This window comes from Mesorhizobium sp. M0496 (assembly GCF_040321205.1).
Classification (GTDB): Bacteria; Pseudomonadota; Alphaproteobacteria; order Rhizobiales; family Rhizobiaceae; genus Mesorhizobium.
Map to the genome: position 1 here is coordinate 61,897 of NZ_JAMYRC010000018.1, position 11,127 is coordinate 73,023.

The following is an 11,127-nucleotide window of genomic DNA, read 5'->3' on the forward strand; positions in this document are numbered from 1 at the left end:
GCGCCATTTTCTTGTCCGGAAGCGACATAGCGCTTGCAAGGTTTCGAAAATCGACATAAACATATGTTTATATCTTTTCAAAGAGAATACGCTGATGCATGTCTCGCTCGACACCATGGTGGATACATTGAAGGCGGCGGCCGAATCCAGCCGGCTTCGCATACTGGCACTGTTGTCGCGCGGCGACCTCACCGTTTCCGATCTTACCGAAATTCTCGGCCAGTCGCAGCCGCGCGTTTCACGGCACCTGAAGCTCTTGCTGGAGGCCGGGCTGATCGGCCGCTACCAGGAAGGGTCTTGGGCCTTCTTCCGCCTGTCGGACGCGGATTCCGCGCGGGACTTCGTCATGGGGCTGGTTTCCGGCATTCGCGGTGCCGATCCGCAGGTCGAGCGCGATCTCGAGCGGCTGGCCTCGGTCAAGCGCAAGCGGCAGGATCGCGCGGTCGAGTATTTTTCCGTGAATGCGGCGAGCTGGGACCATATCCGTTCGTTGCATGTGCCGGACCGCGCCGTTGAAGCCGCAATGTTGAAGCTAGTCGGCAAACGGCCGTTCCAGTCGATGCTGGATCTCGGCACCGGCACCGGTCGGCTGCTTGAAATCTTCTCGCCGCTCTACCGGCGCGGTGTCGGCATCGACATGTCGCGCGAAATGCTGACCGTGGCGCGCGCCAATCTCGACAAGGCCGGCGTTTCGAACGCGCAGGTGCGGCAGGGCGACATCTTCGCGCCGCCGGTCGAGCGCGATGCCTTCGATCTCGTCACCATCCATCAGGTGCTGCACTATCTCGACGATCCCGCCCGCGCCATCCACGAGGCGGCGCGGCTTTTGCGTCCGGCCGGGCGCCTGGTCATCGTCGACTTCGCGCCGCACACGCTGGAATTCCTGCGCGACGAGCATGCGCATATGCGGCTCGGCTTTTCCGACCGGCAAATCGTCGACTGGTTTGCGGAAGCCGGGCTCGATCTCGAAGAAGCCCAAGAGTTCGAGCCGCGCGGCGGCAACGAGGCCAGGCTCACTGTAAAGCTCTGGCTTGGCCGCGACCGGCGCCTGCTGATCGCCGATCCTCCCAACGATGCCCGGCAAGCCAAAATGAACTCGATAGGGGAAATCGCCTGATGAACCAGTTCCGTTTTTCCCGCCGCCCCGACATTGGCGAGAAGGTCAGGGTTTCCTTTGAATTCTTCCCGCCGAAGACCGACGAGATGGAGGCCAAGCTGTGGGACACGGTCACAAGGCTGGAGCCGCTGAAGCCGAAATTCGTCTCGGTAACCTACGGCGCCGGCGGCTCGACACGCGAGCGCACCGCGCGCACTGTAAAGCGCATCCTGACGGAAACCGATATTCCTGCCGCGGCGCATCTGACCTGCGTCGGTGCAACGCGCGACGAGGTCAACGCGGTCATCCAGGATTACAAGTCGATCGGCATCAACCGATTCGTGGCGCTGCGCGGCGACCCGGCCTCCGGCGTCGGCGAACCCTATCGCCCGCATCCCGGTGGCTACGAGAATGGCGCGGAGCTGGTCGCCGGGCTTAAGACGATCGCGGATTTCGACATCTCCGTCGCGGCTTATCCGGAAAAGCATCCGCAAAGCCCCGATTTCGCTACCGACATCGAGATGCTGAAACGCAAGGTCGACAATGGCGCGACGCGCGCCATCACCCAGTTCTTTTTCGACAATGATCTCTACGAGCGCTATGTCGAGCGCGTCCGCCGCGCCGGCATCTACATACCCATCGTGCCGGGCATCCAGCCGGTTCACAGTTTCAAGCAGGTCGCGAACTTTTCCGCGAGGGCGGGCGCGCATGTGCCCGGCTGGCTGGCGGAACGGTTCGAGGGCCTTGACCGGGACCCGCAGACGCATGCGCTGGTGGCGTCGGCGGTGGCGGCCGAACAGGTCATGGACCTGGTCGAGCGTGGGGTCGGCGACTTCCACTTCTACACCATGAACCGCGCCGACCTCGTCTTCGCCGTCTGCCACATGATCGGCATCCGCTCGCATGAGGCGGAGGTCGCCGGATCAGCCGCTGCATGAGGTCGACCCGACAACAAAAGGCCGGGAAAAACCCGGCCTTTTGAATTGGTTGGACCTATTTGGGTGCTGGTCTTCCCCGCTTTGGCGGTTCAGGGAAGGAAGCCCATAATGAGGGCTCCGATAAAGGCGAACGCAGCACAGATCATCAATGCGTTGATAGGCCTCGTAAGTCCCATGACATAGCCTCCTCTTAAAGAGCTATGCCTAGGAGTCTAGGTTCATTTATGCCACAGGCAAGCAGAAAATGTGCTGCATTGCGACGTGATTGTGGAATTCGCGACCCGCTTTTTGCCGTTAGACGTTGAAACTCCTAGGCAAAAGCCGGCTTCAGGCCTGTGAATAAATTATGGCGGTGATGTGTCTCTGTCGTGTCATGGCAGCGCTACCGCGAAAGTCGAATTCGACTTTCGCGGTACGGCGCGTCCAGTTGGACACACGGCTAACGTCTTGCGAACAGTCGCCCGTCGATGGTGACGAGGCCGAGCGCGATCAGCACCACACCGCCGATTTCGAACAGTTCGAGCCGCTCGCCAAGGAACAGGAAACCGAGCAGCATGGCGCTGGCCGGCACGATGAGCGTGACCAGCGAAGCGTTGGTGGCGCCGGCCGAGGCAACGAGATTGAAATAGAGGATGTAGGCGAAGGCGGTGGACAAAAGCGCCAGCGCCAGCACCGCAGCCCAGACCGGCGGCGAGGCCAGGAACAGGCCTGATGGGCCATAGGTGAAGAGCACGATCGGGATCATGATGATGGTCGAGGCGGTCAATTGTCCGGTGGCGATGACCGGCGACGGCACGCCCTTGAAGCGGCGGGCGACCATCAGGGCGATGCCATAGGACAGTGAAGCGCCGATCAGCGCGAATTTGGCCCAGACCGGGCCGCCGAGCCCGGCAAGCAGGCTGGGGCCGATCATGACGGCCGTGCCGGCGATGCCGAGCGCAATGCCGGCGAGCTTGTTCCAGGAGAGCTTCTCGTCCGATGTCAGCGCGTTGGCGAGGATCAGCGTCCAGAACGGCGTCGTCGCGTTGAGCACCGAGGCGACACCGGCGCCAAGCTCCGTCTGGCCGGCAAAGATCAGCGAGAAGGGCACGACGTTGTTCGTGAATGCCAGCAGGAAGAACAGGCCGGCATGTGGTAGCGCGAGGCGGAAGGAAGGGCCACGCAGGCCGAGATAGATATGCAGTGCGACTGCCGCGATGGCGACGCGAAACAGCACCAGCACCAGCGGATGAAGTTCCGCCACCGCGATGCGGGCAAAGAAGAACGAGCCGCCCCAGATCGCACCGAGCAGCAGGAGTTGCCCCCAGTCCTTGAGCACCATCGGCCCGCGTAATGTTGATGTCGTTGCTATCGCCATGTGAAACGTCCCCCAGACGGCCTGAATGCCAACCGGTCAGGCACAACGCATATCGGGTTCCGCCACAAGGGCCACCCGAAACCTGATGATGGCAAACCTTCACGCCAAGACCTAACGCCGTAGCGTCAGCGCCGCGAGACACAGAATTGTTTTCATTAGCCGCTAGCTTGGATTAATTGTGCGCAGGCTAGGTCAAGGATTCGTCGATGCAGCGATTCGAAAATGCCCGCGAGGCGGCACTGGCGCTTCGTCCGGACGATCCGGTCTATTGTTTTCGCCCGCAGGTGCTGATGGCCGACGCCAGGCAGTTCATGGGCATGTTCCCCGGCAAGACCGCCTATGCGGTCAAGACCAATGGCGAGCAGATCGTGCTGCAGACCCTGGTCGAAGCTGGCGTTGCTGCTTTCGACGTTGCTTCGCCGGGCGAGTTCGCCGCCGTGCGCGCGGTCTCTCCCGATGCCGAGATGCTCTACATGCATCCGGTCAAGGCGCAGTCGGACATCAAGCTGGCGCTGGAGAAATACGCCATCCGTGTCATTTCACTCGACCATGAGGACGAGATCACAAAGCTGACACGGGTGGTGCGGGCACTCGACATCGATCCGGGCTCGATCAGCGTGTTCGTGCGGGTGCAGACCAAGGGGCATGCCGCCTACGAGCTGTCGAAGAAGTTCGGTGCAGGTCCGGCCTATGCGGTGGAACTGGCCGAGCGTCTGAACCGCACCGGCTACAAGGTTGGCCTGTGCTTCCATGTCGGCAGTCAGATCGAGGATCCCGACACGTACGAGCGGGCGCTTGCCTCGGCCGACTGGGTGCGCAACCGGCTGACCTTCGACATTGCCGGGCTCGACGTCGGCGGCGGCTTTCCCGCCGAATACGGCCATGATCCCAACCGTAAGCAGATCGAAATGCCGTCGCTCGGCCAGATCATGTCGCGGCTGTCGGGCGATCTGAAGGAGTATCAGTTCGACCAGATGCCGCTGGTGGCGGAGCCCGGCCGGGTGATCGTGGCGCGCTGCCTGTCGCTGATCGTGCGGGTGCTGCTGCGCAAGGGCAAGCGGCTCTACATCAACGACGGCATCTGGGCGTCGCTGTCGGATTCATGGACCGGCAAGATCACCCTGCCAGCCCGTTTCATTCCCGATCCGGCGATCCGCTCGCGCAATGGCGAGGAAAAGAACATCGTGCCGTTCAAGGTCTGCGGCGCAACCTGCGATTCCGTCGACATCCTGTCGCGGCCGTTCTGGCTGCCGGAAACGGTCGACACTGGTGACTGGATCGAGATCGGCCATATCGGCGCCTATTCGCTGTCGCTGAGGACCCGCTTCAACGGCTTTTATCCCGACACCTTCGTCGAGGTGACGACGCCCTTCGACGAGGGCGACGCACCGCAGGGGTTTGCGAGTTTGGAGACGATGGCGGATTAGCGAATAGGGAATAGCTAGTAGCGAATAGGGAAGATTTGCTGAGACAGCAGCAAGGAAGGATTACCTTCTATTCGCTATTCGCTATTCGCTATTCGCTATTCGCTATTCGCCAAGCTTTGCCAACAGCTCCGGCGTCGGCCAGCCATCCACGGGCAACCCAAGCCGCATCTGTTCCTTGCGGATCGCTTCGCGGGTGTTGGTGCCCAAAATGCCGTCGACGGTGCCGACATCGTAGCCCCTGGCTTCAAGCTTGGTCTGCAGCGCCTTCATCTGCTCGCTGTCGAGACCGGTCTCGGGATTGCGCGGGTCGAACTGCTTTGCCCCGCCCAGCCGTGCGGCGAGGTTTGCCGCGGTCAGCGCGTAGGTGAAGGACTGGTTCCATTCGAGATAGACGTCGAAATTGTCATAGGCGAGGAAGGCGGGGCCCTTGCGGCCCATGGGCAGCGCCAGGCCGGCCTTGAGGCCGTTGTCGATGAGCGGCGTGCCGTCGGGGTTGGTGACGCCCCATTGGGCCCATTGCGACAGCGGCAGCTTGTTGGTGCGGCCGGTCTGGTCCCACGGCATGTCTTCGGGCACGCGGACTTCCTGGATCCAGGGCTCGTCGCGTTTCCAGCCGCGCGACAGCACCTTGTTGGCGGTGGTCATGATCACGTCCGGCACGCTGCCGCGCAGGTCGACCTTGCCATCGCCATCGCCATCGACGCCGCGCGCCAGATAGTCGGAAGGCAGGACCTGCGTTTGGCCGATCTCGCCGGCCCAGGCGCCCCTGACATCGGCCGGCACCACGCCGCGATCGATCAGTTCCAGAAGCGGCACCAGCTGTGGCCGGAACAGTTGCGGGCGGCGGCAATCATGGGAAAGCGTCACCAAAGCGCTCAGCGTGTGGAAATCGCCCTGCACGGCGCCGAAATCGGTCTCCAGCGCCCAGAAGGCGGCGATGATCGGCGCCTGGACGCCGAACTGCTGGTCGGCGTGGGCGAAGACATCGGCGTATTTCGTCAGGTTCGCCGCACCTTGCTTCAGCCGATAGGCCGAGATCATGCGGTTGGAGAATTCGATGAAGGTCTGGGTGAAGACGCCCTGGGCGCGGTCACGTGCCAGAACCTTCTCGTCGATTGTGGCGTCCTCCAGCGCGTCGAGACCGACGGGGCCAACGCCAGCCGCCTTGGCTTCCACCGCCACGCCCTGCTTCCAGGCTTCGAAGTCACCGCCGCATTCCTGCGCCATCGCCGGCAAGGCCGTGGCGCACAGGGTGAGCGCAGCCGCGAGGACTTTGGAACGCAGTCGCATCAGCTTCCTTTCGACATTCAGAATTCCGGGGCGTCCTTGCGCGTCCATCTGGGCGCGGAGCTCTGGAGTACCGGCGGTTGCAGACTTTACCGCTGGCTGTGTCGAAAAGCAGGCGGCAGGCCCGGTGTCAACGGGTGTTGTGCGGCAGTCCCTTGTTGCGGGCGGCTTCGCTGCCGTTTCCCGGTGTCAGCGGGTGTTCTGCCGCAGCCACTTATTCCAGGCGGTTTCGCTGCCGTTGAAGACGTTGATGTCGGACTTGCCGGTCATACCCGGAACGATGCCCGTTCCAGTGTACTGCCAGAAGGTGAAAGGGTGGCTGCCATACTTCTCGCGCGGATGGCCGGCGACGGAGCGCAGCCAGTAGGGGTAGCCACGGAAGTTCGACAACTCGTTATCGTCGAAGAAGTCGACCGAGGTATAGATGATCGGCTTCTTGCCGTAGTGCCGTTCGACGATTTCGAGGAAGGTGGTCATCTCCGCGCGCACCGTGGCCGCGTCGGGACGCAGCCTGCAGGTCGGCGATTGCGGGTTCCATTCCATGTCGAGGACCGGTGGCATCGCAGAGCGATCGACAGGGACGTTGCGGATGAACCAGCGCGCCTGCACGGCAGCCGGCGTGCAGAAATAGTAGAAATGATAGGCGGCTCGCGGAATCCCGTTAGCCTTCGTGCGCGCCCAATGCTCGTTGAAATACTCGTCGAAACGGTCGCCGCCCTCGGTCGCCTTGATGAAGGCGAAGGAGATGCCGCCGGCCCTGGCTGCCGGCCAATCGACCGAGGTCTGGTATTTGGAGACATCGGTTCCGTGGACGGCGTAGCTCCACGGCGCGCCGCTTTCCCATTCATGCGGCTTGGAATCGGCAAAGCGCGGCGCATGCACGGCGACCGTCGGGCTGCTCGACGCGGACGGCGACAGCGGCGAGAGATCGTCCATAGTCGAGCAGGCGCCAAGCAGCGTCAGCATGATGAGGCCCGCAAGACGGCGCATCGCAATTCCCGAGCCGGATTCAGCCGGTCGCTGATGGGTTTTGTTGCGGGTGGCCCCTCGACTGGCCTCTTCGAGCGATCGCCCCACAGCATCGCCCAACCTATCCATTTTTTGTGCATGTCGTTGTCCCAAAACCGCTGCGCACTTTTGGGCGACATGCATCTCTGTGATCGCCGATCATGGTTGATAAACCGTTGACGGCGCTCGACAAGCACCATGATTTGCGGAAGCAATGGCGGCAAATCGATGACATAAGGTCGGGCGGGCCCCGGAGTAAAGAAATGCGGATCGTCGTCAAGATCGTCAAATGGCTGCTTGGCCTGTTCGTGCTGGCGATCGCGGCACTTTTTGCATGGCTTTATATCGCGCCGCCCGAATTGATCCGCGTCGGCTCGGGTTACTCGGCCAAGATCGTCTGTTCGAACGTCTTCATCGCCGGTCGTGACGCCAATGAGGTGCTCGCCGTCGACGTGCAGGCGCCTGGGCACCCGTTGCTGCGGTTGATGCGGGTCTCGGTGGACAAGAACCGGGGAACGGTGTCTGCCGGCCTGTTCGGCTTCCTCGGCAAGAGCGTCGCCGTAGCCCGCGACGGGCTGGGCTGCGCTTCGGTTCCCGACGGCGATGTCGGCAAGGCGCGGCACACGGCAATCCATGCCGAGCCGTCGGCGATCAGTCAGGATGCGCTGTGGCCGGAAGGCGAGCGGGTCGAGGCATCACAGCATCCGGTGATTGCCAAGCTGCTTGACGATGCGGCGCTGAACGGCAGCGGCATGCGCGCCGTGGTGGTGGTCAAGAATGGCCGCGTCGTCGCCGAGCGCTATGGCGACGGCTTTTCCGCCAAGACGCCGCTGCTCGGCTGGTCGATGACCAAGACGGTGAACGCAGCCATCGTCGGCACGCTGGTCAAGGACGGCAAGATGGCCTTTACCGACAAGGGACTGTTCGGGCCGTGGAAGGCGGACGGCCGCACTGCCATCAGCCTTGCCGACATGATGGCGATGTCGAGCGGGCTGGAGTTCAACGAGGATTATGGCGACGTCGCCGACGTCACGCGCATGCTCTATCTCGAACCCGACATGGCGGGCTTCGCCGAGGCCAAGCCGCTGGCGGCCGAGGTCGGCAAGATGTTTTCCTATTCGAGCGGCACGGCGGTGATGCTGTCGCGCCTCTGGCAGGACGCGATCGGCGACAAGGCCAAGGCGCTGATGTGGCCGCGCACGGCGCTGTTCGAGCCGCTCGGCATGCACAGCGCGGTGCTGGAGACCGACGAGCAGGGCACTTTCGTCGGCTCGTCCTATCTCTACGCCACGGCGCATGACTGGGCGCGCTTCGGTCAGTTCCTGCTGCAAAGCGGGGTGTGGAACGGCAACCAAATCCTGCCGGCCGGCTTCGTCGACTGGATGCGAGAGCCGGCATCGGCGTCGAAAGTCTACGGCAAGGGCCAGCTGTGGATCGAGGCCCCGGGCGATGAGGAAAACCCCGGCGCCGGCGTTGCCGCCGGACTGCCCAAGGACACCTATTGGATGGAAGGCCATGACGGGCAGACGGTCGCCATCATTCCTTCGGAGCAGTTGGTGGTGGTGCGGCTGGGCCTGACGCCGGCCAAGCTCGGCTACCGGCCGCAGACGATGGTCGGAGCGCTGGTGAAGGCGCTGCATTAGATTAGCGCGCCGCAACTCTTGCTATGCTGCTGTCGCCAAAGGCTTGGCGCGATCAATCCGCGCCCGCTCGTCGGGCGAGTTCATGACCTGCCAGAGGTCGCCGCGGCGCTGGACGTTCAACCAGAAATCCGGGCTGTTGCCGAACACTCGTGCCAGAATAAGCGCGGTCGCCGCCGTCACGTTGCGGCGGTCGTTGCACAATTCGTTGACATGTTTGCGCTGGACCCCCATCGCCTCGGCCAAAGCTGCCTGCGTAAGGCCAAGCGGTTGCATGAATTCTTCTGTGAGAATTTCGCCAACCGTTGCTGGCTTTCGTGCGGTCATCAACATCTTCCTCACAACTGCTCCGCCTCATTGAGGAATTGGAGCACCGTGCCTTCCCAATTGCAATATTCAGGAAGCGATCTTGATTACCGCCCGCCAGGCATAGCCCCGATAAAGCGTGCGGAAACGGAAGCTTGCACCGGTTCGCCGAGATTCCGATTCCAGGACCTCGCGTAGCGAATCACGTGGCGCGACGTGGAATTTTTTCAGCCAGCCGCGCAGCAATGCGCGGAACCAGCGCGGCAGGCCCTCCTGCTGGCCGAAATCGACAATGTGCAGCGAGCCGTTCGGTGACAGCGCGGCAAGTGCCGCCGATACTGTTTTTTCCCAGCCGGGGATCATCGACAGCGAATAGGACACGAAGATGCGGTCGAACCGTTCTATGCCGAAGAGTGCCTTTGCATCGAAGTCGGTGGCGTCGCCCCTTGCCAGCATGACACGGCCCGACAGGTTTTCGCGGGCAATCGCGGCGCCGGCTGTCTCCAGCATTTCGGCCGAAATGTCGAGGCCGAAGAAGTGCGCGTCGGGATAGCGGCGCGCGGCCAGGATGACGTTGCGGCCGGTGCCGCAGCCGAGTTCCAGCACGGTGCCGCCGGCCCGGACGTCGAGCCCTGATATCAGACGGTCGCGGCCGAGCAGGTAGTATTTGCGGGTCAGGTCATAGATGTGGCGCTGCCAGCGGTAGACGCCGTCCATCAGCTCGGCATGGCTGGTCGGCAGCTCGCTCGTGCTCATGCCGCACGCTTCACATAGAGGTGGAAGCCGCCATAGATGGCCGAGCGGTCGCGGGCCGAGAATTCGCGCGACGCCTCGTCCTGATAGGCCCACTGGTCGAGCAGCGAGCTGGAGACCCGGCCCGGCAACAGGCTGGGCTCAGCGGCGGTGCGGAAGATGACGCGGGCGCCGGCCGACGCGGTGCGGGTGATTTCCGCCCACAGTGCGTTGAGCTGGTCATCGGTCATCCAGTCCTGTGCGTCGAGCAGGACGAAGCGGTCGACCGCGCCGGCATCCTTGCCGGCGAGGAATTCGATCAAATTGGCATGGTGGATGGCGACGCGGTCGACATTGCCGCGAATGGTCTCGTAGTTCTGCTTTTCCAGATAGGCGGGCAGGGCGGCCTCGCCGGGGTTCGGATAGCGCCGGGCGAAGGCCTGCCAGGCGAAGTAGTTATTCTGCAACGGAAAATCGCAAGCGAGCTTTTCCAGCCGGGCCTTCAGCACGCTGGCCATGGTGCCGTCGCCCGAGGTGATCAGCGAATCGTACTGCGCCGGCGGAATGCCAAGGCCAAACAGCGAGGCCTTGCGCGACGTCGCCCATTTCAAAAGCTTCTTGTCGAAGACCGGCGCCAGCTCCTCATGGAAGAAACGGCGCTGCTCGCCTAGGCTGCGAGCCTGCATGATACCGGCTGGGTCGACGCCGAAGAACTTTGCCGTGCGATGGCCCATGGCGATGAACAGGCCAAGCAGGCCGGTCTGGTAAAAATTGCGGTCGAAGACGGCGATGCGCCTGATACCGCGCCAGTTGCGGCGCTCCCAGTAGTGACGGCTGACCGGGTCGAGATGCGGCGCGATGAAACGGTCGTAGGCTTCCGAATTGTGGCTGGTGTCGGCCGCGCCGAAGAAGCGGAACAGATCGCCCTGCGAAGGCAGGTGGCGCACCGCCTCCAGCTTCATGCGGTTCAGCGCGATGTGCGCGGCGTTGAGGTCGACGGCGTCGACCCGTGCCGGCGAGCGGGTGAGGTAGGCCAGGATGTTGCAGCCGCCCGAGGCGATGGTGACGACGCGGTGACCCTGGCCAAGCTGCATCGCCTCCATGTCGACATCGGGGTCTTCCCAGATCTGCGGATAGACGAGGCCGGAAAACAGGAAGGCGAACAACCGCTCCGAAATGCCGGCCTTCGACAGCGGACGGTTCTGGTAGACAGCCTTCCCAACTTCCTTGCCGCGGCGAAAAACCAGATCTGCGGAGACGTCCGTCATGGCAAGATGATTCCCCATTTGCTTTGCCGCAAGCGGGTAGCCCAGGGTCATGACAAGCCGGTGACAGC

10 protein-coding genes are annotated in these 11,127 nt (G+C 62.9%); 4 read left to right on the forward strand and 6 right to left on the reverse strand.

Annotated elements, in window-relative coordinates:
* Nucleotides 1-94: 94 nt before the first annotated feature.
* Complete coding sequence (locus NKI73_RS17055) at nt 95-1,117, forward strand: ArsR/SmtB family transcription factor (RefSeq protein ID WP_352631631.1); 1,023 nt, start codon at nt 95-97, stop codon at nt 1,115-1,117.
* Nucleotides 1,117-2,034, forward strand: a complete 918-nt coding sequence (metF, locus tag NKI73_RS17060; RefSeq protein ID WP_352631633.1) for a methylenetetrahydrofolate reductase [NAD(P)H] — start codon at nt 1,117-1,119, stop codon at nt 2,032-2,034. The genes NKI73_RS17055 and metF overlap by 1 nt, the downstream gene beginning before the upstream one ends.
* Before the next feature lie 439 nt (nt 2,035-2,473).
* Here the strand turns inward: metF and NKI73_RS17065 are convergent, their stop codons facing one another.
* The gene (locus tag NKI73_RS17065) at nt 2,474-3,391 is read right to left on the reverse strand and encodes a DMT family transporter (RefSeq protein WP_352631635.1); all 918 of its coding nucleotides are present in this window, start codon (nt 3,389-3,391) and stop codon (nt 2,474-2,476) included.
* A gap of 206 nt (nt 3,392-3,597) precedes the next feature.
* Between NKI73_RS17065 and NKI73_RS17070 the strand changes: the two genes are divergently transcribed.
* Complete coding sequence (locus tag NKI73_RS17070) at nt 3,598-4,818, forward strand: alanine racemase (protein WP_352631637.1); 1,221 nt, start codon at nt 3,598-3,600, stop codon at nt 4,816-4,818.
* Nucleotides 4,819-4,920: 102 nt separating this feature from the next.
* Here the strand turns inward: NKI73_RS17070 and NKI73_RS17075 are convergent, their stop codons facing one another.
* Both NKI73_RS17075 and NKI73_RS17080 read right to left on the reverse strand, forming a co-directional pair.
* Nucleotides 4,921-6,108 carry a lytic murein transglycosylase gene (locus tag NKI73_RS17075; RefSeq protein ID WP_352631639.1) on the reverse strand — a complete coding sequence of 396 codons (1,188 nt, stop codon included), beginning with the start codon at nt 6,106-6,108 and terminating at the stop codon, nt 4,921-4,923.
* 186 nt (nt 6,109-6,294) lie between these two features.
* Nucleotides 6,295-7,095 carry a glycoside hydrolase family 25 protein gene (locus tag NKI73_RS17080; protein ID WP_352631640.1) on the reverse strand — a complete coding sequence of 267 codons (801 nt, stop codon included), beginning with the start codon at nt 7,093-7,095 and terminating at the stop codon, nt 6,295-6,297.
* A gap of 281 nt (nt 7,096-7,376) precedes the next feature.
* Between NKI73_RS17080 and NKI73_RS17085 the strand changes: the two genes are divergently transcribed.
* Entirely contained in the window at nt 7,377-8,756 is a 1,380-nt protein-coding gene (locus NKI73_RS17085) for a serine hydrolase domain-containing protein (protein WP_352631642.1), read from the forward strand.
* A gap of 21 nt (nt 8,757-8,777) precedes the next feature.
* On the opposite strand, the gene NKI73_RS17090 is transcribed toward NKI73_RS17085, so the two are convergent.
* The 3 genes from NKI73_RS17090 to NKI73_RS17100 all read right to left on the reverse strand — a co-directional run bounded on the left by NKI73_RS17090 (nt 8,778) and on the right by NKI73_RS17100 (nt 11,110).
* Nucleotides 8,778-9,086, reverse strand: coding sequence for a HigA family addiction module antitoxin (locus tag NKI73_RS17090; protein ID WP_352631691.1), 309 nt, complete (start codon nt 9,084-9,086; stop codon nt 8,778-8,780).
* A 63-nt stretch (nt 9,087-9,149) separates the two neighbouring features.
* On the reverse strand, nt 9,150-9,815 hold the full coding sequence (locus NKI73_RS17095; protein WP_352631644.1) for a class I SAM-dependent methyltransferase: 666 nt from the start codon (nt 9,813-9,815) through the stop codon (nt 9,150-9,152).
* The gene (locus NKI73_RS17100; protein ID WP_352631645.1) at nt 9,812-11,110 is read right to left on the reverse strand and encodes a BtaA family protein; all 1,299 of its coding nucleotides are present in this window, start codon (nt 11,108-11,110) and stop codon (nt 9,812-9,814) included. Before NKI73_RS17100 ends, NKI73_RS17095 begins: the two co-directional genes overlap by 4 nt.
* Between the last annotated feature and the right edge of the window lie 17 nt (nt 11,111-11,127).